The organism is Psychrobacillus sp. FSL H8-0484 (genome assembly GCF_038005325.1).
In the GTDB taxonomy this organism is placed as follows: Bacteria; Bacillota; Bacilli; order Bacillales_A; family Planococcaceae; genus Psychrobacillus.
This window is the reverse complement of sequence record NZ_JBBOSZ010000001.1, coordinates 1-24144: the sequence shown is the minus strand read 5'-3', so window position 1 is coordinate 24144 and position 24144 is coordinate 1. Positions and strand designations below refer to the sequence as shown.

Here is a 24144-nt window from a genome sequence, read left to right as displayed (position 1 = left end):
TATGCAACATGCAAATAAAACATGCTACACTAGGCAAAAGGGGTTGACTCCAATTGGATGAGTATTACATGAATTTAGCAATAGAAGAAGCAAAAAAAGCCGCAGCTATTGGAGAAGTCCCAATCGGTGCTATCATTGTTTATAAAGATGAGGTTATAGCAAAGGCCTTTAATCTAAGAGAAACGACTCAAAATGCGACAACACATGCCGAACTACTAGCCATTCAAGAAGCATGTGCGAAAATTGGAAGCTGGCGATTAGAAGAAACGACTCTCTATGTAACACTGGAGCCTTGTCCAATGTGTGCGGGAGCTATTTTACAATCTCGAATTCCTCGCGTTGTGTACGGTGCAAGAGACGCAAAAGCTGGTTGTGTAGATTCGTTATATCATTTACTAAATGACAGTAGATTTAATCATATATGCGAAGTAACAGAAGGAGTTTTATCCGAAACATGCGGAAGTTTGCTTACACATTTTTTTAGAGATCTTCGTGCACAAAAAAAGAACCAGAAACGCCAATAAGTAGCGTTTCTGGTATGTGTCATAAAATATTGTTCACTCAAGTATTGCCTTTGGATTGGATATGACGTTCTTTCCCTAATATTATTATTTTATAACTGTTTTTCCACCCATATATGGAACTAAAACTTCTGGGACAACTACTGTTCCATCAGCTTGTTGATAGTTCTCTAAAATAGCAGCAACTGTACGTCCAAGCGCAAGTCCACTTCCATTTAATGTGTGTACATATTCTGGTTTTGCACCTGGTTCTCTTCTAAATCGGATACCCGCACGACGAGCTTGGAAATCTTCAAAGTTACTACAAGAAGAAATTTCTTTGTACTCCCCGTAGCTAGGTAACCAAACTTCTAAATCATATTTTTTCGCTGCAGTAAATCCTAAATCTGCTGTACACATACGAAGCACACGATATGGTAGTCCTAATAGTTGTAGCACTTTTTCAGCATGACCAGTTAAAAGCTCTAACTGTTCATATGAATCTTCAGGTTTTACAAAACGAACTAGCTCTACTTTGTTAAATTGGTGCTGGCGAATAAGCCCACGTGTATCACGACCTGCAGATCCTGCTTCTGAACGGAAACAAGCACTAAAAGCAGTAAATGCTTGTGGTAACGCTGCTCCATCTAAAATTTCATCACGGTAAAAATTCGTTACTGGAACTTCTGCTGTTGGAATTAAGAAATAATCCTCTTCGTTTACTAAAAATGCATCCTCTTCAAATTTCGGAAGCTGACCAGTACCAGTCAAGCTAGTACGGTTTGCTAAATAAGGAGGTAGCATTTCTTCATATCCATGCTCTTCAGAATGTAGATCCATCATGAAATTTATTAAAGCACGCTCGAGTCTTGCTCCTAAACCAAGATAAAAAGCGAAACGACTTCCTGTAACTTTTGCAGCGCGTTCAAAATCTACTATTTTTAAATCCGTCGCAATATCCCAATGTGCTTTCGTTTCAAAATCGAATGAGGGAACTTTTCCCCAAGTACGAATTTCCACATTATCGTCTTCAGAATCACCAATAGGAACACTATCATGAGGGATATTTGGAATACGCATCATCATATGTCCAAATTTTTCTTCCACTTCACGTAACTCATCGTCCAATCCTTTAATTTCATCGCCTACTTCACGCATACGAGCAATTAGATCATCCGCATTTTCCTTATTGCGTTTCATCTCAGAAATTTTTTGAGAAAACTCATTTCTCTCTGCTTTTAAAACTTCTGTTTTTGCAATTAATTCTCTACGCTTCTGATCCAAAGGTTGGAATTGATCAAATTCTGAAATGTCTTCACCACGCTTGGCAAGTTTTGCTTTTACTTCTTCGTAATGATCTCGTACAAATTTTACATCTAACATGTGTAATTCCTCCTTTAAAATAACTAAAAAACGACAAAAAAGCCCCCGTCCCATGAAAAGGGACGAGAGCATACCCGCGTTGCCACCCTGATTGACTTGACAATATGTCAAATCCACTTGTTAAATAACGGCTTTTCAACCGGCCACGACCTACTAAGCATTCAATCGTGCAACTCAAAGGACGGATTCACAAGTGTTTTTATCAGCTCACACCAACCGCTGACTCTCTAGAAAAGACGTGCTTGCTACTGCTTCCTATCATCGTTTTTAGATCATGAAATTACTCATACTTTACTATACGTTTGCTTCTTTGGCAAGTGTTTCCTTTACCATTTCTATAAAATACGCAGTAATTCTATGATCATCTGTTAGCTCAGGATGAAAGGAACATCCTAGAATATGTCCTTGTCTCGCCATTACAATACGATTTTCATACTTGGCAAGTATTTCAACATCTACTCCAACCTCTACAATATGAGGTGCTCGTATGAAAACCGCTGGAAAATCAGTCGCGACATCTTTAATTTCAATCGGCGTTTCAAAGCTATCCACTTGTCTTCCGAAAGAATTTCTTTCAACCGTTGCATTCAGTACACCAAGATGTGCAAAATCGTATCCAACCAGATTTTTAGAAAGCAGTATAAGACCCGCGCAAGTCCCAAACATTGGCTTTCCAGCTGTAGCGAATGCTTGAAGAGGCGAAAGCATGTCATAACTATCGATTAATCGGCGCATGGCAGTACTTTCACCACCGGGAAGAATTAAACCGTCCACCCCAGATAAATCATTCGTGCTTTTTACGACAACCGCCTCTGCTCCACACGCTTCAATGGAACGCATATGCTCACTTACTGCTCCTTGAAGTGCAAGTACTCCTATTTTAACCATCTTACCACCCTCTATCTTGCATACGATCTTGTGCAGATAAACGAGAAATTTCAATTCCCTTCATTGGAATTCCTAAATCTTTCGAAATTTCTACAAGTAATTTATAGTCTTGGTAATGTGTTGTAGCTTCTACAATTGCTTTAGCAAATTTCTCTGGATTGTCAGATTTGAAGATACCTGATCCTACAAATACTCCATCTGCTCCAAGCTCCATCATTAAAGCAGCATCTGCTGGCGTTGCAACTCCACCTGCCGCGAAGTTTACAACTGGCAATTTACCATTATGTTTAATTTGTAATAACACATCATAAGGTGCTCCTAAAATTTTTGCTTCTGTCATTAGTTCATCTTCATTCATATGAACAATTTTACGAACATGCGCATTCACTTTACGTAAGTGACGAACAGCTTCTACGATATTCCCTGTTCCAGGTTCTCCTTTAGTACGAAGCATCGAAGCTCCTTCTCCAATTCGGCGAGCTGCTTCCCCTAAATCTTTACATCCACATACAAATGGTACTGTAAATTCACTTTTACGTAAGTGATATTCTTCATCTGCAGGTGTTAATACCTCAGACTCATCAATATAATCCACGCCCATTGCTTCTAAAATACGCGCTTCTGTAATATGTCCAATACGTGCTTTTGCCATTACTGGGATAGTTACTGCACCCATTACTTCTTCCATAATACGTGGGTCCGCCATACGAGCAACTCCGCCTGCTGCACGAATATCCGATGGAACACGTTCTAATGCCATCACAGCTACCGCACCAGCTGCTTCTGCTATTCTTGCTTGTTCTGCATTGATAACGTCCATAATAACGCCACCTTTTTGCATTTCAGCCATTCCTCGTTTTACTCGTTCTGTTCCAGTTAAATTAGTTGTCATCATTATTTCCCCCCATATCGTTATGAGTTTAGTATAATAAAAGATGACCATTTGAAAAGTGCCAGAAACAATTAAAATGAAATGGTCAGATTGGTGATATGAATGGACTTTCTTATGTTTCAGCTTGAAAAAAATTCTTTAATTCCTTTATATGAACAGCTTTATAGCGAAATTAAAGAAGCAATTATCAGGGGGAAAATAGCGGAAGGAGCTAAACTTCCTTCGAAAAGAAAATTAGCTGACTACTTAGCAGTTAGCCAAACAACAATTGAATTTGCATACAGCCAACTAGTGGCAGAAGGCTATATTTCTTCCGAAGCAAGACGCGGTTTTTTTGTTCAGAACTTAGAGGAACTCGCTTTAATTGAACAAGCAATACCGAATGTTATCCAAGAGGAGAAGTATGTTTCTACTTATTCTATCGATTTTTCTCCCGGAAAAATTGATACAGAGTCCTTTCCATTTAAAATATGGAGAAAGTACGCTAAAGATATTGTTAATGAAATAAATAAAGATTTTCTTCAACTTGGACATCCACAAGGAGATTATATATTAAGGCATCAAATTTCCTCCTATTTATATCAGTCTAGAGGAGTAAAATGCACACCTGAACAAATTATTCTTGGCTCAGGAACAGAACAAATTATGCCATTAATCATTCGCTTGCTTGGAAAGGAAGCTATTTATGGATTCGAGAATCCCGGCTATCCGCTCACTCATCATTTATTTTTAGAGGACAAACAAAAATCGGTACCTATTCCCGTAGACGAAGATGGGGTAATAGTATCTCGACTCGAACAAACGAACGCGACTGCTATGTACGTAACACCATCTCATCAATTTCCAACTGGCGCAGTACTTTCAGCAACTCGTCGAAGCCAACTACTTGCCTGGGCTTATCAACAAGAAAATCGTTACATTATTGAGGATGATTATGATAGTGAATTTAGATACACAGGAAAGCCTATTCCTTCTTTACAAGGAATCGATCAAAATGAGCGTGTAATCTACTTAAGTACATTCTCTAAATCTTTAATGCCTTCACTCCGAATAGCATATGCTGTATTACCAAAATCACTTGTCACGCAATATAAACAGAAATACTCTTATTACTCTGCAACTGTTCCTCGAATGGATCAATATATTCTTGCAAACTTTATGGAGGATGGGTACTTTGCAAAGCATCTAAATAAAATGCGTAAAATTTATAAACGTAAATTAGAAATCATTACAAAAACTATCGCTGAGTATGCACCTACCGTCACTATCTCAGGGGAACAAGCAGGCATGCATATTGTATTAACAATTCTCTCTTCGAAAACAGAAGAAGAACTAGTGTCACTAGCAGAACAAGCAGGTATACGAATATACAGTCTTCGTGAATATATAACTGCAGAATTAGAACTAGATTTAGATCCAAAACTTGTATTAGGTTTCGGTGGAATAGAAATAGAACATCTTGCCACTTCTATACATCGATTCATGGAAGCATTAAAAATAAAAAAAAGCACTGAGAACTCGCTTTGAGTTTCAGTGCTTTTATCATTAAAATAGTCCACCTACAAAGTCTGTTGTACTATTCCATAAGTTACCGAAGAATTTTCCAATGCCTTGGAACATTAAACTAATCCAACTAGCCCGCTCTACCGCTTCTGTCGTTACAACATCCACTTCTGCTGCTTCATCAGAAATATAACCATAATCAGTTCCTTCTGTTTTCTCTAAATGGACTTTTCCTACAACCGTATCTTTTTCTACGTCAGCTTCCAATTTTTCTGTATTAGCTGTAAAGACCGGCTTGTACAAATCTTTTTCACTGGATCTTACTACCATTGAAATTGGTTCTTTTACCGCAATCGCTACTGTGTCTTCTTTCCCTTTTTCAACGGCTAATGTTTCATGTTTAGGAATTTTGTATCCTGCTGGAACTAATTCTTCTTTTGAAAATTGTGCAAATCCATAGTCAAATAATGCTCTTGTAGCATCAAATCGAGCTTTATATGTACCTTCTCCATTTGCATTTGTAGCTTTCATAACAACGGAGATAACACGCATTCCATTTCTCTCTGCTGTACCTGTAAAGGAATGACCAGCAAATTCTGTTGTACCTGTTTTTAATCCGTCTGCACCTTCGTATTCAAAGACTAACCCTGGCAACATCCAATTCCAGTTACTCATCTCAATTGCATCAGAAGTACCTTCTCTAAATGTTTTCTTAGGTATTTTAGTTGTTTCTAGTACTTCTGGATAATCCTTCATTAATAAATAAGCAAGTTTTGCTACTGATTTTGCTGGCATAACGTTTTCGTCAGAAGCACCTGTACTTGCTGGATGCATTCCTTGTAAATCTGCATTATTCAAGCCTGTGGAATTGACAAACTTATACCCTTCTAATCCCATTTCTTCGGCTTTTTCATTCATTAGCTTCACAAAGTTTTCTTCCGTACCTGCGATTGTTTCGGCAATTGCAATTGTAGCTCCATTAGCGGAATAAATAGCCATTGCTTCATAAAGTTCACGAATTGAATAGCTACCATCTTCACGAAGTGGTACATTACTTAATCGACGATCTTGAGAAATTTTATATGTATAATCATTTACAGAGTACTGTTGATCCCACTTAATTTTCCCTGATTCAATCGCTTCAAAAAGTAAATACTCGGTCATCATTTTCGTCATGCTTGCAATACCTAAAGGTGCTTCAGCATTTTTTTCATAAAGAATTTTCCCCGAATCTGCATCGATTAATATTGCAGCATCGACGTATAAATTTAAACTCTCCTCTGCTTTTGTAGCAGTTGGCATACCACATACAACCGAAACAAGAAACATCGGAAGTACTAGCCACTTAATCATTGATGTCATCCAAACTTTCTTCACTACAGTACCTCCACTATTCGTTTTATCACTGCCCATTTTATCATACTTTTTCACTTAGTTGGCACCAAGATTTAAAAAAGCACTCATTCTGCCTACATTAAGACGTTGAATGAGTGCAAAAGTTTCGATTTAAGTGCTTCTTAAGATATAGAGTAGTTTGGAGCTTCTTTTGTTATTTGCACATCATGTGGATGGCTTTCACGTAATCCAGCACCAGTCATACGAATAAATTGTGCTTTTTCACGTAAATCTTGCAAATTACCAGTTCCACAGTACCCCATCCCTGCTCGAACACCACCAAGTAATTGATGAATTGTATCAGAAAGTGGGCCTTTATATGGTAAACGACCTTCAATACCTTCAGGAACTAATTTTTTCGCATCTTCTTGGAAGTAACGGTCTTTTGAACCTTTTTCCATAGCAGCAATTGATCCCATTCCACGATATGTTTTAAAACGTCTACCTTGGAATATTTCTGTTTCTCCTGGACTTTCTGTTGTTCCTGCAAGTAAACTTCCTAGCATGACAACATGTCCACCTGCAGCAAGAGCTTTAACGATATCTCCAGAGTATTTAATTCCTCCGTCTGCAATAATCGATTTGCCTGCTTTACGAGCTTCTGTTGCGCAATCGTAAATAGCAGTAATTTGAGGAACACCAACTCCTGCAACTATACGAGTTGTACAAATTGATCCTGGACCAATACCAACCTTGACCACATCGGCACCTGCTTCAAACAAAGCTCGAGTTGCCTCACCTGTAGCAACGTTTCCAGCAATGATATCTAACTCAGGATATGCTTCCCGGATACTTCTTATAGTATCCATAACACCTTGAGAATGACCATGTGCTGTATCAATAACAATGACATCTACTTGTGCTTTTACAAGCTTTTCTACACGCATCATTGTATCTTTTGTCACACCAACCGCGGCACCAACTAATAAACGACCATGATGATCCTTTGCAGCATTTGGAAATTCAATAACTTTTTCAATATCTTTAATTGTAATAAGTCCCTTTAAAATACCGTTATCATCAACAATTGGTAACTTTTCAATTTTATATTGTTGTAAAATTTTCTCTGCATCTTCTAATGTTGTTCCCACTGGTGCAGTTACTAATTGTTCTTTCGTCATCACTTCATCGATTTTTAGAGAGTAGTCTTGAATAAAGCGTAAATCACGGTTTGTAATAATGCCTACTAATTGTAAATCTTCTGCATTGTTTACTATCGGAACGCCTGAAATTCTAAATTTCCCCATTAAATGCTCTGCATCATATACTTGATGAGTTGGTGTTAAAAAGAAGGGATCTGTAATAACTCCATTTTCAGATCGTTTAACTGTTAGTACTTGCTCTGCTTGTTCTTCAATGCTCATGTTTTTATGGATAATTCCTAATCCACCTTGACGTGCCATTGAAATAGCCATTTTGGCTTCTGTAACAGTATCCATACCTGCACTAATTACCGGTATATTTAAGTTAATTTTTGACGTTAATTGAACCGATAAGTTAATATCTTTTGGTAATACTTCTGATTGTGCTGGAACTAGTAAAACATCATCAAATGTTAAACCTTCTTTTTGAAATTTAGACTCCCACATTACTCTATTTCCTCCTCTAGATTTGAATATTATTACAAGGTTATCAGCGCTTCTGCATAGTGTCAAGATTCCTAAAATAATATATTTATTCCGATTTTTCTATTAATTATTTTTTACATGGTTATCCATTTAGTCTTATCTATCCAATATGGCTTTATTCATATACTAGCGAGATATTAGGTGTATTATTATAGGAACTTTTTTGTAAGTTAGGCTGTATCACAGACAATACAGTTATTTTTTGGTAATAGAAAACAAATAAATTTCAGAGAGGCGACAATCAATACTACCGAATTCGAGACTAAATAGTGAGAAATACAGACCAATTTATCAAGAATTGCAATCAAATAAAAAACATTAAAAAAGGCCACTACTGTTTCTCGGTAGTGACTTTTTGCCCTAGCGATCTCCTACTCTTGCGGAGCGAAACCTCCAACTACCATAGGCGCAAGAGCTTAACTTCCGTGTTCGGACTGCGAAAGCAGATGGGCGGCAGATTTCTTCGTCAGCCGCAGTCTTTCGGTTCTCACATAGGTTATTCGTTCCGAACCTCTCTTCTTTGCTTCCTCGAACTCTTTGCCCCTCCACTTTCTCGCACATTTCTCTATAAATAAAGTATATGTTGCCTTCGGTCTTCTTTTTCGAATACAAAAAAAGCCGCTACCAATTTCTTGGTAACGACTTCTTAGTGCCCAGCGACGTCCTACTCTTGCAGGGGGAAACCCCCAACTACCATCGGCGCTGAAGAGCTTAACTTCCGTGTTCGGACTGCGAAAGCAGATGGGCGGCAGATTTCTTCGTCAGCCGCAGTCTTTCGGTTCTCACATAGGTTATACGTTCCGAACCTCTCTTCTTTGCTTCCTCGAACTCTTTGCCCCTCCACTTTCTCGCACACTTCTCTATAAATAAAGTATATGTTGCCTTCGGTCTTCTTTTTCGAATACAAAAAAAGCCGCTACCAATTTCTTGGTAACGACTTCTTAGTGCCCAGCGACGTCCTACTCTTGCAGGGGGAAACCCCCAACTACCATCGGCGCTGAAGAGCTTAACTTCCGTGTTCGGTATGGGAACGGGTGTGACCTCTTCGCCATCATCACTAGACCTTGAGTTGTTCACTCAAAACTGGATAAAAGACATTGAATTCTTCAAATTCTAATTTGGTTAAGTCCTCGATCGATTAGTATTCGTCAGCTGCACGTGTCGCCACGCTTCCACCCCGAACCTATCTACCTCATCGTCTTTGAGGGATCTTACTTACTTGCGTAATGGGAAATCTCATCTTGAGGGGGGCTTCGTGCTTAGATGCTTTCAGCACTTATCCCGTCCACACATAGCTACCCAGCGATGCTCTTGGCAGAACAACTGGTACACCAGCGGTGTGTCCATCCCGGTCCTCTCGTACTAAGGACAGCTCCTCTCAAATTTCCTACGCCCACGACGGATAGGGACCGAACTGTCTCACGACGTTCTGAACCCAGCTCGCGTACCGCTTTAATGGGCGAACAGCCCAACCCTTGGGACCGACTACAGCCCCAGGATGCGATGAGCCGACATCGAGGTGCCAAACCTCCCCGTCGATGTGGACTCTTGGGGGAGATAAGCCTGTTATCCCCGGGGTAGCTTTTATCCGTTGAGCGATGGCCCTTCCATGCGGAACCACCGGATCACTAAGCCCGTCTTTCGACCCTGCTCGACTTGTAGGTCTCGCAGTCAAGCTCCCTTCTGCCTTTACACTCTTCGAATGATTTCCAACCATTCTGAGGGAACCTTTGGGCGCCTCCGTTACACTTTAGGAGGCGACCGCCCCAGTCAAACTACCCGCCTGACACTGTCTCCTACCCGGGTTACGGGTATGGGTTAGAATTTCAATACAACCAGGGCAGTATCCCACCGACGCCTCCTCCGAAGCTGGCGCTCCGGGCTCTAAGGCTCCTGCCTATCCTGTACAAGTTGCACCAAAATTCAATATCAAGCTATAGTAAAGCTCCACGGGGTCTTTCCGTCCTGTCGCGGGTAACCTGCATCTTCACAGGTACTATAATTTCACCGAGTCTCTCGTTGAGACAGTGCCCAGATCGTTACGCCTTTCGTGCGGGTCGGAACTTACCCGACAAGGAATTTCGCTACCTTAGGACCGTTATAGTTACGGCCGCCGTTTACTGGGGCTTCAATTCGCACCTTCGCTTGCGCTAAGCACTCCTCTTAACCTTCCAGCACCGGGCAGGCGTCAGCCCCTATACTTCACCTTACGGTTTTGCAGAGACCTGTGTTTTTGCTAAACAGTCGCCTGGGCCTATTCACTGCGGCTCTTCTAGGCTATTCACCCAAAAGAGCACCCCTTCTCCCGAAGTTACGGGGTCATTTTGCCGAGTTCCTTAACGAGAGTTCTCTCGCTCACCTTAGGATTCTCTCCTCGACTACCTGTGTCGGTTTGCGGTACGGGCACCTATCACCTCGCTAGAGGCTTTTCTTGGCAGTGTGAAATCAGGAACTTCGGACTAAGTCCTCGCCATCACAGCTCAATGTTATAGAATGCGGATTTTCCTACATTCACACCTTACTGCTTGGACGTGCATAACCAACAGCACGCTTACCCTATCCTTCTGCGTCCCCCCATTACTCAAACGGTGGTTTGGTGGTACAGGAATATCAACCTGTTGTCCATCGTCTACGCCTATCGGCCTCGACTTAGGTCCCGACTAACCCTGAGCGGACGAGCCTTCCTCAGGAAACCTTAGTCATACGGTGGACGGGATTCTCACCCGTCTTTCGCTACTCATACCGGCATTCTCACTTCTAAGCGCTCCACCAGTCCTTCCGGTCTGACTTCAACGCCCTTAGAACGCTCTCCTACCACTGATACCAAAGGTATCAATCCACAGCTTCGGTGATTTGTTTAGCCCCGATACATTTTCGGCGCAGCGTCACTCGACCAGTGAGCTATTACGCACTCTTTAAATGATGGCTGCTTCTAAGCCAACATCCTGGTTGTCTAAGCAACGCCACATCCTTTTCCACTTAACAAATACTTTGGGACCTTAGCTGGTGGTCTGGGCTGTTTCCCTCTTGACTACGGATCTTATCACTCGCAGTCTGACTCCCAAACATAAATCATTGGCATTCGGAGTTTGTCTGAATTCGGTAACCCGGGATGGGCCCCTAGTCCAAACAGTGCTCTACCTCCAAGATTCTTAACGTTTGAGGCTAGCCCTAAAGCTATTTCGGAGAGAACCAGCTATCTCCAGGTTCGATTGGAATTTCTCCGCTACCCACACCTCATCCCCGCACTTTTCAACGTGCGTGGGTTCGGACCTCCAGTAAGTGTTACCTTACCTTCATCCTGGACATGGGTAGATCACCTGGTTTCGGGTCTACGACCACATACTCATTCGCCCTATTCAGACTCGCTTTCGCTGCGGCTCCGTCTTCTCAACTTAACCTTGCATGTAATCGTAACTCGCCGGTTCATTCTACAAAAGGCACGCTATCACCCATTAACGGGCTCTAACTACTTGTAGGCACACGGTTTCAGGATCTATTTCACTCCCCTTCCGGGGTGCTTTTCACCTTTCCCTCACGGTACTGGTTCACTATCGGTCACTAGGTAGTATTTAGCCTTGGGAGATGGTCCTCCCAGATTCCGACGGAATTTCACGTGTTCCGCCGTACTCAGGATACACTCAAGAGAGAATGAACTTTTGACTACGGGGCTTTTACCCTATCCTGCGGACCTTTCCAGATCGCTTCGTCTAGCTCATTCCTTTGTAACTCTATGTAGAGTGTCCTACAACCCCAAGAGGCAAGCCTCTTGGTTTGGGCTATTCCCGTTTCGCTCGCCGCTACTCAGGGAATCGATTTTTCTTTCTCTTCCTCCAGGTACTTAGATGTTTCAGTTCCCTGGGTGTGCCACAGATACGCTATGTATTCACGTAAATGTACTGCTCCATTACGAACAGTGGGTTTCCCCATTCGGAAATCTCCGGATCAAAGCTCACTTACAGCTCCCCGAAGCATATCGGTGTTAGTGCCGTCCTTCTTCGGCTCCTAGTGCCAAGGCATTCACCGTGCGCCCTTATTAACTTAACCTAATATGGCTTCCAATTACTTGGAGTCCATTCAAAATTAGTAGTTAAAAGTACTACACAATCTATAATCACCGAAGTGATTATAAATCGAATTTCTTGAATTTATTTCTTTCAATGTCGTTTTATCCAGTTTTCAAAGAACAAGTTTTCAAATGCTCATAAAAATGAACATTCAAAACTGAACTGCAAAACGTTAAGATACAGATAAAGATCTGTATTCCGTAATATATCCTTAGAAAGGAGGTGATCCAGCCGCACCTTCCGATACGGCTACCTTGTTACGACTTCACCCCAATCATCTGTCCCACCTTCGGCGGCTGGCTCCCGTAAGGGTTACCCCACCGACTTCGGGTGTTACAAACTCTCGTGGTGTGACGGGCGGTGTGTACAAGGCCCGGGAACGTATTCACCGTGGCATGCTGATCCACGATTACTAGCGATTCCGGCTTCATGTAGGCGAGTTGCAGCCTACAATCCGAACTGAGAACGGTTTTATGGGATTAGCTCACCCTCGCGGGGTTGCGACCCTCTGTACCGTCCATTGTAGCACGTGTGTAGCCCAGGTCATAAGGGGCATGATGATTTGACGTCATCCCCACCTTCCTCCGGTTTATCACCGGCAGTCACCTTAGAGTGCCCAACTAAATGCTGGCAACTAAGATCAAGGGTTGCGCTCGTTGCGGGACTTAACCCAACATCTCACGACACGAGCTGACGACAACCATGCACCACCTGTCACCGCTGTCCCCGAAGGGAAAGATCTATCTCTAGAACGGTCAGCGGGATGTCAAGACCTGGTAAGGTTCTTCGCGTTGCTTCGAATTAAACCACATGCTCCACCGCTTGTGCGGGCCCCCGTCAATTCCTTTGAGTTTCAGTCTTGCGACCGTACTCCCCAGGCGGAGTGCTTAATGCGTTAGCTGCAGCACTAAGGGGCGGAAACCCCCTAACACTTAGCACTCATCGTTTACGGCGTGGACTACCAGGGTATCTAATCCTGTTTGCTCCCCACGCTTTCGCGCCTCAGCGTCAGTTACAGACCAGAAAGCCGCCTTCGCCACTGGTGTTCCTCCAAATCTCTACGCATTTCACCGCTACACTTGGAATTCCGCTTTCCTCTTCTGTACTCAAGTCCCCCAGTTTCCAATGACCTTCCACGGTTGAGCCGTGGGATTTCACATCAGACTTAAAGGACCGCCTGCGCGCGCTTTACGCCCAATAATTCCGGACAACGCTTGCCACCTACGTATTACCGCGGCTGCTGGCACGTAGTTAGCCGTGGCTTTCTAATAAGGTACCGTCAAGGTACGAGCAGTTACTCTCGTACTTGTTCTTCCCTTACAACAGAGTTTTACGATCCGAAAACCTTCTTCACTCACGCGGCATTGCTCCATCAGACTTTCGTCCATTGTGGAAGATTCCCTACTGCTGCCTCCCGTAGGAGTCTGGGCCGTGTCTCAGTCCCAGTGTGGCCGATCACCCTCTCAGGTCGGCTACGCATCGTCGCCTTGGTAGGCCGTTACCCTACCAACTAGCTAATGCGCCGCGGGCCCATCCTGTAGTGACAGCCGAAACCGTCTTTTAACATTTCCACATGTGAGGAAATGGATTATTTGGTATTAGCCCCGGTTTCCCGGAGTTATCCCAATCTACAGGGCAGGTTGCCCACGTGTTACTCACCCGTCCGCCGCTAAATCAGAAGAAGCAAGCTTCTTCGTCATTCGCTCGACTTGCATGTATTAGGCATGCCGCCAGCGTTCGTCCTGAGCCAGGATCAAACTCTCCATAATAGAGAACTTAAAAAGCTCATTTGTTTTGCTGGCATCATCATTAAATGATGTCAAAAATTGTTTTGCTATCGAACTAACCGAAGTTAGTCTTTCAAGCTATATGTCTTAACGTTTTGCATGTTCAGTTTTCAATGTTCATGGTGTTTTTATTGCGTCTTGTTTTGACGACTTCTCTATAATATCAAGGATTTACGTCTATGTCAACACTTACTTTATTTAAATAAACTATAGAACTCTTCCCTTTTTATAGAACTAAGGAAAGAGTTGCTTTAACTTTAATTTATTACACTCTCTATATGCATAGATCGATTAGTAGCCAAATCAAAGATTTGTCCTGTTTCAGTTAATCTAATCATTGGTCTCATGGGAGAGTCTCTATGTAAGAATACAATTTCTCCTATTTCTCCATTCGATAAACGAACGCGCGTGGAAATAGGTAAAGCACCTACTAAAGAGATTAATGCATTTACAACTTCGATACTATATTTACCAAATTCTTCTTCTTTAATCATTTCTAATACTTTAAAAGAAGAACTTCTTGAACGATAGATTCGCTCAGATGTCATGGCATGATATACATCTGCTATTGCAATGATTTGAGATTCTATCGAAATGTTTTCCATTCGCTCACCTTTAGGATAGCCACTTCCATTCAATCGCTCATGGTGTTGAAAAATTGCTAATTTCATTTCAGGTTTCAACAATGGACTATCTTTAATCATTTGAAAACTATAAATGGTATGTTTCTTAATCTCCGAGAAATCAGTTTCTGTTAAATAAGATTTTTTCTCTCTAATTTTTCTATCTACCTTTGCCATTCCTACATCTGCCATCAATCCAGCTGTTGCTAATTGATTTATTTGTCCAGGAGGAAAACGTAATTTTTTAGCTATAGCACCTGAAAAAATTCCAACTGCGATTGCATGGTGAGCAATATACCTATCAGGAGAGGAAAACTCATTTAAAAGAGAAAATATTTGTTTGTCTTCCATTGCTTTATCTACTAAAGGCATAATAATAGTACGTAATCTTGCTACATCTACCTTTATTCCTGCTTCCCACGAATTAAACTCTTTATAATAATTATTAACAGCATCATTATATAATTTACCAAAGCTTGCTTTAATTTCTGGAAGGCTCACTTTTTTCTCTATTGTTACTTTTTCTTCATTTAGCTTATTCATTTCTTCTTCTGTTCTATTAAATACATTATCTAATGCTATGGGTACTTTACTAATATTAAAAGCACGTAATACTTGGATATGCTCTCTAGTTATTTTTGTATCTTTTCGTATAATAGGGGTTTTCGTATTAACTAGTATATCTTGTGCAATTACACTTCCTAATCTTAACTCTTCTAAATTTTCTAAAGTATATTCCATTTAGCACCCTACTTTTTCTGATAAATTTACTTAATTATACTAAATATTCATTATTTATGCATATTTAAAAAAACACCTTTAAACAAATTTGTTTAAAGGTGTTTTTTTTACTCATTTACTTCTTCTGTCGGTGATACTTCATCAGTAGAACTTTCTTCTACTATTTCAATATCTTCCTCTTCGTCATCTTCTTTTTCTACTTTTGCAACAGTAGCAATCAACTCGTCGTCAGCTAATCTCATTAAACGGACACCTTGAGTACTTCTACCAGTAATAGAAATATCTTTTACATCCATTCGAATTAGCATGCCATTTATTGTGATTAGCATTAGATCTTCCGTGCCATCAACTGCTTTGACAGCAGATAAAGGCCCATTTTTCTCGGTAATCTGACAAGTTTTTACTCCCATACCTCCACGGCTTTGTAAACGATATTCTGACTCTGGAGTACGTTTACCATAACCATTCTCGGTAACAACTAAGATTTCTTGATCAGGTTCGATAATTTCCATACCGACTACGTAATCATCGTCTTTTAAGCGAACACCTCTTACTCCACCCGCTGTTCTTCCCATTGAACGAATATCTATTTCTTCAAATCGTACTAATTTACCTTGGCGTGTACCAATAATAATTTGTTTCTTTCCGTCAGTTAAACGAACAGCGATTAACTCATCTTCTTCACGTAACGAAATAGCAATTAAACCATTTGCTCGGATATGTGCAAAGCCCGACACTGGAGTACGCTTTGTAATACCATACTTCGTTGTAAAGATAAAATAACTATCTTCTTCAAAGGATGACATCGGAATCATTGCAGTAACCTGTTCATCTTTCTCGACAGCTAATAAGTTAATAAGCGGTAGTCCTTTTGCTGTGCGACCATATTCAGGAATTTCGAATCCTCTTGCACGATATACCTTCCCTTTATTCGTAAAGAATAAAATAGTATCGTGTGTAGATGTATACAATAGATGCTCTACAAAGTCATCTTCGTTTGTTCCCATCCCTTGTACTCCACGACCACCTCTTTTTTGGCTCTTATACGTATTAGCAGGTAATCGCTTAATATAGCCTTTGTTTGTTAAAGTAAGTACAGAATTTTCCACAGGAATTAAATCTTCATCCTCTAAAACCTCTGCTCCTCCTGCAACAATTTCTGTTCGGCGTTTGTCTGAGAATCGATCTTTAATTTCAGTAATTTCTTCTCGTATAATTTCAATTACTCTATACTCATTCGCTAAGATAAATTTAAGGTCACTTATTAATTTGAGTAATGAATTGTATTCATCTTCAATTTTATCGCGTTCTAAACCAGTCAAACGTTGCAGTCGCATATCTAATATCGCTTGTGCTTGACGCTCTGATAAATTAAATTTCTCCATCAGACCATTTTTTGCTTCTTCTCCTGTTTGAGAACTACGAATTAATGTAATGATTTCATCAATGTGATCTAAAGCAATTCGTAAACCTTCTAAAATGTGTGCACGATCTTCTGCTTTATTCAGTTCGAATTGTGTACGACGACGAATAACTACTTTTTGGTGTTCTAAGTAATGGTAAAGCATTTCTTTTATGTTCAACACTTTTGGTTGATTGTCTACAAGCGCGAGCATATTTACTCCGAAGCTTGATTGTAAAGCGGTTTGTTTATATAAATTATTTAATAATACATTTGAATTTGCATCTTTACGAACTTCAATGACAATCCGCATTCCGTTACGGTCAGATTCATCTGCAAGATGCGTAATTCCTTCAATTTTCTTATCGCGAACTAATTCAGCAATCTTTTCAATAAGTCGAGCTTTGTTAACTTGGTAAGGTAATTCCTTAACAATAATAACTTCTTTTCCACTCGCTTTTTGTTCGATTTCTACTTTTGCCCGGATTAACACAGAACCCCTACCAGTTTCATATGCACGACGAATGCCACTTCTACCTAGAATAATCCCTCCAGTAGGAAAATCTGGACCTGGAATAATAGTCATTAATTCTTCGATGGAGATTGCTGGATTTTCAGACAGTGCCAATACACCATCAATTACTTCTCCTAAATTGTGAGAAGGAATATTTGTTGCCATACCAACAGCAATACCAGAAGCTCCGTTTACAAGTAAATTTGGATATCTACTCGGTAAAACAACAGGTTCTTTTTCTTGTCCGTCATAATTATCTTTATAATCAATTGTATTTTTGTTAATATCACGTAATAATTCCATTGCAATTTTAGACATACGCGATTCCGTATAACGCATTGCGGCTGCTGCATCACCATCTACGGATCCAAAGTTTCCGTGTCCATCCACTAACATGTAACGATAACTCCAATGCTGCGCCATGCGCACCATTGCTTCATAAATAGAGGAGTCACCATGTGGATGGTATTTCCCCATTACATCTCCTACAATACGAGCTGATTTTTTATGGGGCTTATCTGGTGTATTTCCTAACTCTTGCATTCCATATAAAATTCGACGATGTACAGGCTTTAGCCCGTCGCGAACGTCTGGTAATGCACGGGATACAATTACGCTCATTGCATAGTCCAGAAATGATGTTTTCATTTCTGTACTAATATTGATCCCCTTGACACCTTTATTCGGTATTTCTGACATCCTAAAGACCTCCAGTCAACACACATTCTTATATATCTAAATTTTTCACATACACAGCATTTTCTTCGATAAATTGACGGCGAGGTTCTACATCTTCTCCCATTAGTTGTTCAAAGATTGCGTCAGCCTCCATGGCATTATCTAAGTTTATTTGGAGTAATGTGCGTACTTCTGGATCCATTGTTGTTTCCCAAAGTTGATCCGCATCCATTTCTCCTAGTCCTTTATATCGCTGAATATTTGGTTTTGAAGTTTTCGGTAAACGTTCTATAATCTCTTTTAATTGTTCATCATTATAGCAATATTCAACATGCTTCCCTTGTTTCACTTGAAATAAAGGAGGTTGCGCTGCGTATACATACCCCGCTTCGATTAACGGACGCATGAAGCGGAAGAAAAATGTTAGTAATAAAGTACGAATATGTGCACCATCGACATCGGCATCGGTCATAATAATAATTTTATGGTATCGTGCTTTTTCTAACGTAAATTCTTCCCCAATACCAGTTCCAAGTGCAGTAATCATTGCACGAATTTCAGCATTTCCTAATATACGATCTAAACGAGCCTTTTCTACGTTCAAAATTTTACCTCGTAATGGCAAAATCGCTTGGAAATGACGGTCACGACCAGATTTAGCAGAACCACCTGCTGAGTCACCTTCTACAATATACAATTCACTTTCTGCAGGAACTCGAGAAGAACAATCAGCAAGTTTTCCTGGAAGACTTGAAACCTCTAACGCCGATTTTCTACGTGTAAATTCACGGGCTTTTTTCGCAGCAACACGAGCTCTTGCAGCCATTAGTCCTTTTTCCACGACTTTTCTAGCAACCTGAGGATTTTCTAATAAGAAACGATCAAATCCTTCTGAAAATAAACTATTCGTAATAGTACTTACTTCTGAGTTACCTAATTTTGTCTTAGTTTGACCTTCAAATTGAGGATCTGGATGTTTAACAGAAACAATTGCTGTCAAACCTTCTCGTACATCATCCCCAGATAAATTTGTATCGGCATCTTTTAACAAACCATTTTTTCTAGCGTAGTCATTTATTACTCGAGTAAGTGCCATTTTGAAGCCGGACTCATGCGTCCCACCTTCATACGTATTAATATTATTAGCAAATGATAAGATATTGGAAGAATAGCCGCCATTATATTGCATAGCAATTTCTATAGAGATGCCATCTTTTTCTCCCTCTACAAATATTGCTTCTTCCGTAATAGGCTCTTTTGATTTGTTTAAATCCTCAACGTATGATTTTATTCCGCCTTCATACACATATTTAGTGGATTTTTCTTGCCCTTCTCTTTCATCCGCAATTGTAATAGATAAACCGCGATTTAAATAAGCCAATTCACGTACACGATGTGCTAATATATCAAACTCATACACAGTTGTTTCTGTGAAGATTTCCGCATCTGCTTTAAATCTTGTTGTAGTACCTGTTTCATCTGCTTCCCCAATTACTTCTAAAGGAGCAATAACAGCACCACGTTCAAATTTAATACAATGAATTTTTCCATCGCGTTTAACATATACTTCTGTATACTCAGAAAGTGCATTTACAACCGAAGCACCTACACCATGAAGTCCACCAGATACTTTGTAGCCACCGCCGCCAAATTTACCACCGGCATGCAATACAGTCATAATAACTTCTACAGCTGGTTTGCCCAATTTTTCTTGTGTATCTACTGGGATACCTCGCCCATTATCTTCAACTCGTATCCAGTTGTCTTTTTCAATTGTGACAACGATATGATCACAATAACCAGCAAGTGATTCGTCAATACTATTATCTACGATTTCCCATACAAGATGGTGAAGTCCTTTTGAACTAGTCGTACCAATATACATCCCTGGACGTTTTCTTACCGCTTCTAATCCTTCAAGTACTTGTATCTGATCGGCATCATAAGATGGTTTTAGTTCTTTTTCTTCCATTGCCAACTTGCTCACCTACTCTTTCATTACGTCAATAATGTTTAATCCTGTTTATATTTAATTTATAACTGCACCTTGTTCCACATGAAACATTTTTGCATGTTGAATGGTTTCATGGGCAATTCCCTCTACACTTGTAGTTGTAACGAAGGTTTGCACGTCCCCTTGAATTGTGTTTAATAAATGGGACTGTCGATAATCATCTAGTTCAGATAAAACATCATCCAGCAATAAAACAGGAGCTTCACCCACCTCCTGTTTTATCAGTTCAATTTCAGCCAGTTTCAAGGATAAAGCAGTTGTCCGCTGTTGTCCTTGAGAACCATATGTTTGTACATCATAGTCATTGACAAAAAACTGTAAATCATCACGATGAGGACCCGTTAAAGTTACTCCTCGCTCTAATTCTCTTTTTTGACTATCAAACAACTTTTTTTCTAGATGAGCTTTCATTTCACTATCAGACCAATTTGCTTTAATACCCGTTGTAGAATCATACGATACAGTCAATTTTTCTAATTCTCTAGAAATACCAAAATGAATAGGTTCAGCCCATTTTTGCAATAATTCCATGAACTGAAATCTTTTTTTAATAACCTTCACTGCTGCGTCTATATATTGTTCAGTATATACTTCAAACATGACATCCTTTAAATTGCTTTTCCCTTGATGTTGTTTTAATATATGATTTCGTTGTTTTAATACTTTTTGAAATTGAAGTAAATCATGCAAATAAACAGGGGAAATTTGACCGATTTCCATATCTAGAAATCGTCTTCTTACTTGTGGACTTCCTTTTACTAAATATAAATCCTCTGGAGCAAACATCACGACATTTAATTGGCCGATATAATTACTTAGCCTTGTTTGTTCTAAATGGTTAACTTTTGCTTTTTTTCCTTTTTTCGATAAAATTAATTCTAATGGTAAACGACCATATTTTTTTTGAATATTACCTTTTATTTTACCATAGTCTGCTTCCCAACGTATTAATTCTTTATCATTCGAAGTTCTGTGGGATTTTGCCATAGATAATACATATAGGGATTCCATTAAGTTTGTTTTACCTTGTGCATTTTCACCTATCAACACATTAATTTTAGAGGAAAAGTCCAACTCTATTGAATCATAATTACGGAAATTTTTTAATTCAAGTCGTTCAATATACATATTATTCCCCGTTCTCTGGTCCAACCAATTGAAATCTTCCTACTCCTGGAATATTTACAACATCTTTATTACGAAGTTTTCTACCTCTTCTTTGATCTACTTCTCCATTTACATAGACAGTATGTTCGCTTAAAAACCACTTGGCCATTCCACCCGAATCTATTGCGTCCGTCATTTTTAAGAATTGACCGAGCGTGATATATTCTGTGTCAAATCGAATCTCTTCCAACAGCAATTCAACCTCTTCTCATTTTCATTATCCCTTTATTTTACTCCAATTAACCAAATAAGTAAAAAAAGATAGCCACATTAGTGACTATCCACATTCTTAAAGTTATAAAACTAAAAATTAATATGTTCTTACCGGAAGTATTAGTTGCAAGATAGAGTCATCATGAACAGACTTCAAAACAAATGGTCTCATAGCTCCTGTAAATAAAATTTTCACATCTTGACCATCAATTGCTTTTAAAGCGTCCATCATATATTTTGCGCTAAAAGAAATTTTCAATTCTTCTCCATCAATTGATTCTGCTTGAATTTGTTCTTCTACGTTCCCGATTTCAGGCGAATTAGAAGATACTTCAACAAAACCTTGCCCAATTGTTGAAAAACGAACAACATTGTTTCTTTCTTCTCTGGCAAGTAACGAAGCTCGATCAATTGCTTGTAATAACGATTTTCCATTTACTAAAATAGTCGTTTTATATTCACTTGGAATTAGTCTAGAGGTATCAGGGTAATTTCCTTCTAATAATCTGGAATAAAATAATACCTCACCTGTTTTAAATAAAATTTGCTGTTGGGTCATTACAATTGCAACCTCAGATGAAGTTTCTTCTAAAATTTTATTCAATTCATTTAAGCTCTTTCCTGGAATTACTACACTATATGCTTCTTCAGGTAAATCTTTAATTGCTGTTTTTCTTTTAGCTAGACGGTGACTATCTGTTGCTACACAGTGAAGTTCTCCGTCTTTTACTTGCCAATTTACACCCGTAAGTACTGGACGACTTTCAGAAGTAGAAACAGCAAATACAGTTTCTTTAATAATTGATTTTAATAAATCAGAAGGCATGAAAAATTGATGTTCTTCTTCAATTTGAGGAAGCAATGGATATTCTGTTGCATCTAAACCAATCAAACTAAATTCAGATTTACCTGATCGAATATGTGTTTGAAACTGATTTGTTACCTCAATTTCCACTTCATTTGTAGGTAGTTTTCGTACAATTTCATTAAATACTCTAGCTTGTAAAACAATTGAACCTTTTTCTGAGATTCGAATAATTTGTTCTCCATTTTTTTCTACAGGTATAAACGTCTGAATCGTGATATCCGAATCACTACCAGTAATATATAATCCTTCACTTGTAACTTCTAATTTGAGTCCAGTTAATATTGGAACAGTTGTTTTTGAACTTACTGCTTTCATAACATCATTTAGTCCCTCAAGTAAACTATCTCTCATTACTTCAAATTTCATTTTGGTACCTCACTTATATAGTTATTATTATTTAAAAGATTAATAGAAATAGTAATAGGGCTTGTGGATATGTTGATAAGTCTATTTTATCTTACGTACGCTAAACTATCCACATGTGCATAAGTTGTTCTTAAGTAAGTTAGTAAGATATACACTTATCCACAAACCAAATTATCTTCCTAGGATAGATTTTATTTGTTTAATATCATCTTGCAAATTTAAATCTACTTTTACCATTGTTGAAATTTTCTCATGTGCATGGATAACAGTTGTATGATCACGTCCTCCGAATTCATCTCCTATTTTCGGTAAGGAGAAGTCCGTTAATTCACGAGATAGATACATCGCGACTTGACGAGGAAATGCAATCGATTTTGTACGTTTTTTTGCAGTAAAATCTTCTAACTTTATATGAAAATGTTCTCCCACTACTTTTTGAATATCTAATATAGTAATAATTCTTGGTCGAGCATTCGGCATAATATCTTTTAGTGCTTCTGCAGCTAGATCCGAGTTAATATCTTTATTTACAAGAGAAGAATAAGCGACAACGCGTATTAATGCGCCTTCTAATTCACGAATGTTCGTGTCAATTTGATTTGCTATATAGACCATTACTTCATTAGGAATATCTAAGCCGTCAGCTCGTGCTTTTTTGCGTAAAATAGCAATTCTTGTTTCTAAATCTGGTGGAGCAATATCAGTTATTAAACCCCATTCAAATCGTGAACGAAGACGATCTTCTAATGTTGGAATTTCTTTTGGTGGGCGATCACTTGAAATAACAATTTGCTTTGATTCTTCATGAAGTGCATTAAATGTATGAAAAAATTCTTCTTGAGTTTGTTCTTTTCCAGCTAAAAATTGAATATCATCTATTAGTAATACATCTACATTTCGATACTTATTGCGAAAATCTACTGTTTTATTATCACGAATGGAATTAATAAATTCATTTGTAAATTTTTCAGAAGATAAATAAACCACTTTAGCATTTGGATTGTGTTCTTGAACATAATGACCAATCGCATGCATTAAGTGGGTTTTTCCTAGTCCTACTCCTCCGTATATAAATAGAGGATTATATGCTTTTGCAGGTGCTTCTGCTACAGCTAATGATGCTGCATGAGCAAATCGATTTCCAGAGCCAATAACAAATGTATCAAATGTATATTTGGAGTTTAGCATTCCAGGTGAAAAATCAGGTTGATCTCCTTGATTTACTGGAATTTTTGGTTTAGGTATATCAAAGTCATCTAAATCTTGATTTTTAGGTACAACAAAAGAAATAAGTAGTTCATTGCCCGTAAGTTCTGTTAAAATCCCGGCAATTAAATGAATATAGTGATTTTCAAGCCAATCCCTTGCGAAGGAATTAGGCGCAGCTATTGTAACTGTCTCTCCTCTATATGAAAGTAGCTTCGTCGACTTCAACCAAGTTTCAAAACTAGGTTTTGATGTTTTCTTTTCTACTTCAGAGAGAACTTTAGCCCAAAGTTCTTCTAAATGTTCCAA

General features: G+C 39.1%; 14 protein-coding genes, 3 rRNA genes and 1 other annotated feature. Of the genes, 2 read left to right on the top strand and 15 right to left on the bottom strand.

The annotated features are described in order from the left end of the window. The first annotated feature begins 53 nt into the window (after positions 1-53). A complete protein-coding gene (gene tadA, locus MHH81_RS00085) occupies positions 54-524 on the top strand; it encodes a tRNA adenosine(34) deaminase TadA (protein ID WP_340916546.1) in 471 nt (156 codons plus the stop codon). Positions 525-608: 84 nt separating this feature from the next. On the opposite strand, the gene serS is transcribed toward tadA, so the two are convergent. The 3 genes from serS to pdxS form a co-directional block, all read right to left on the bottom strand. Continuing rightward, on the bottom strand, positions 609-1883 hold the full coding sequence (gene serS, locus MHH81_RS00080) for a serine--tRNA ligase (RefSeq protein WP_340916543.1): 1275 nt from the start codon (positions 1881-1883) through the stop codon (positions 609-611). Between the two features lie 55 nt (positions 1884-1938). Beyond that, positions 1939-2154 (bottom strand) — a binding site (T-box leader). A gap of 23 nt (positions 2155-2177) precedes the next feature. Next, positions 2178-2771: a pyridoxal 5'-phosphate synthase glutaminase subunit PdxT gene (pdxT, locus tag MHH81_RS00075; protein WP_340916541.1), complete on the bottom strand. Its 594-nt coding sequence runs from the start codon at positions 2769-2771 to the stop codon at positions 2178-2180. A 1-nt stretch (position 2772) separates the two neighbouring features. After that, positions 2773-3663 (bottom strand): pyridoxal 5'-phosphate synthase lyase subunit PdxS, encoded by an 891-nt coding sequence (pdxS, locus tag MHH81_RS00070; protein ID WP_340925058.1) that lies wholly within the window; start codon positions 3661-3663, stop codon positions 2773-2775. Between the two features lie 102 nt (positions 3664-3765). Between pdxS and pdxR the strand changes: the two genes are divergently transcribed. Continuing rightward, positions 3766-5190, top strand: a complete 1425-nt coding sequence (gene pdxR, locus MHH81_RS00065; protein ID WP_340916540.1) for a MocR-like pyridoxine biosynthesis transcription factor PdxR — start codon at positions 3766-3768, stop codon at positions 5188-5190. Between the two features lie 18 nt (positions 5191-5208). Here the strand turns inward: pdxR and MHH81_RS00060 are convergent, their stop codons facing one another. The 12 genes from MHH81_RS00060 to dnaA form a co-directional block, all read right to left on the bottom strand. After that, entirely contained in the window at positions 5209-6495 is a 1287-nt protein-coding gene (locus MHH81_RS00060; RefSeq protein WP_445678117.1) for a serine hydrolase, read from the bottom strand. Between the two features lie 188 nt (positions 6496-6683). Beyond that, the gene (gene guaB, locus MHH81_RS00055) at positions 6684-8150 is read right to left on the bottom strand and encodes an IMP dehydrogenase (protein WP_340916538.1); all 1467 of its coding nucleotides are present in this window, start codon (positions 8148-8150) and stop codon (positions 6684-6686) included. Positions 8151-9135: 985 nt separating this feature from the next. After that, positions 9136-9251 (bottom strand): 5S ribosomal RNA (gene rrf, locus MHH81_RS00050). 56 nt (positions 9252-9307) lie between these two features. Continuing rightward, a 23S ribosomal RNA gene (locus MHH81_RS00045) occupies positions 9308-12236 on the bottom strand. A 235-nt stretch (positions 12237-12471) separates the two neighbouring features. Continuing rightward, positions 12472-14025, bottom strand: a 16S ribosomal RNA gene (locus MHH81_RS00040). Together the 16S, 23S and 5S rRNA genes form the textbook arrangement of a ribosomal RNA operon. Positions 14026-14300: 275 nt before the next feature. Continuing rightward, positions 14301-15407, bottom strand: coding sequence for an HD-GYP domain-containing protein (locus MHH81_RS00035; RefSeq protein ID WP_340916535.1), 1107 nt, complete (start codon positions 15405-15407; stop codon positions 14301-14303). A gap of 107 nt (positions 15408-15514) precedes the next feature. Further along, the gene (gene gyrA / locus MHH81_RS00030) at positions 15515-18022 is read right to left on the bottom strand and encodes a DNA gyrase subunit A (RefSeq protein WP_340916532.1); all 2508 of its coding nucleotides are present in this window, start codon (positions 18020-18022) and stop codon (positions 15515-15517) included. Between the two features lie 28 nt (positions 18023-18050). After that, entirely contained in the window at positions 18051-19973 is a 1923-nt protein-coding gene (gene gyrB / locus MHH81_RS00025; RefSeq protein WP_340925056.1) for a DNA topoisomerase (ATP-hydrolyzing) subunit B, read from the bottom strand. Between the two features lie 57 nt (positions 19974-20030). Continuing rightward, entirely contained in the window at positions 20031-21143 is a 1113-nt protein-coding gene (gene recF, locus MHH81_RS00020) for a DNA replication/repair protein RecF (RefSeq protein WP_340916529.1), read from the bottom strand. 1 nt (position 21144) lies between these two features. Beyond that, on the bottom strand, positions 21145-21372 hold the full coding sequence (yaaA, locus tag MHH81_RS00015) for a S4 domain-containing protein YaaA (RefSeq protein WP_340925055.1): 228 nt from the start codon (positions 21370-21372) through the stop codon (positions 21145-21147). Between the two features lie 120 nt (positions 21373-21492). After that, positions 21493-22629 (bottom strand): DNA polymerase III subunit beta, encoded by a 1137-nt coding sequence (dnaN, locus tag MHH81_RS00010; RefSeq protein ID WP_340916527.1) that lies wholly within the window; start codon positions 22627-22629, stop codon positions 21493-21495. Between the two features lie 171 nt (positions 22630-22800). Then, entirely contained in the window at positions 22801-24144 is a 1344-nt protein-coding gene (gene dnaA / locus MHH81_RS00005) for a chromosomal replication initiator protein DnaA (RefSeq protein WP_340916525.1), read from the bottom strand.

What these genes read in the sequence shown, in the direction of transcription:
- serS (WP_340916543.1), bottom strand. Translation starts at nt 1,883, where the DNA reads ATGTTAGATGTAAAATTTGTACGAGATCATTACGAAGAAGTAAAAGCA.
- pdxT (WP_340916541.1), bottom strand. Translation starts at nt 2,771, where the DNA reads ATGGTTAAAATAGGAGTACTTGCACTTCAAGGAGCAGTAAGTGAGCAT.
- pdxS (WP_340925058.1), bottom strand. Translation starts at nt 3,663, where the DNA reads ATGACAACTAATTTAACTGGAACAGAACGAGTAAAACGAGGAATGGCT.
- pdxR (WP_340916540.1), top strand. Translation starts at nt 3,766, where the DNA reads ATGGACTTTCTTATGTTTCAGCTTGAAAAAAATTCTTTAATTCCTTTA.
- MHH81_RS00060 (WP_445678117.1), bottom strand. Translation starts at nt 6,495, where the DNA reads ATGTTTCTTGTTTCGGTTGTATGTGGTATGCCAACTGCTACAAAAGCA.
- guaB (WP_340916538.1), bottom strand. Translation starts at nt 8,150, where the DNA reads ATGTGGGAGTCTAAATTTCAAAAAGAAGGTTTAACATTTGATGATGTT.
- MHH81_RS00035 (WP_340916535.1), bottom strand. Translation starts at nt 15,407, where the DNA reads ATGGAATATACTTTAGAAAATTTAGAAGAGTTAAGATTAGGAAGTGTA.
- gyrA (WP_340916532.1), bottom strand. Translation starts at nt 18,022, where the DNA reads ATGTCAGAAATACCGAATAAAGGTGTCAAGGGGATCAATATTAGTACA.
- gyrB (WP_340925056.1), bottom strand. Translation starts at nt 19,973, where the DNA reads ATGGAAGAAAAAGAACTAAAACCATCTTATGATGCCGATCAGATACAA.
- recF (WP_340916529.1), bottom strand. Translation starts at nt 21,143, where the DNA reads ATGTATATTGAACGACTTGAATTAAAAAATTTCCGTAATTATGATTCA.
- dnaN (WP_340916527.1), bottom strand. Translation starts at nt 22,629, where the DNA reads ATGAAATTTGAAGTAATGAGAGATAGTTTACTTGAGGGACTAAATGAT.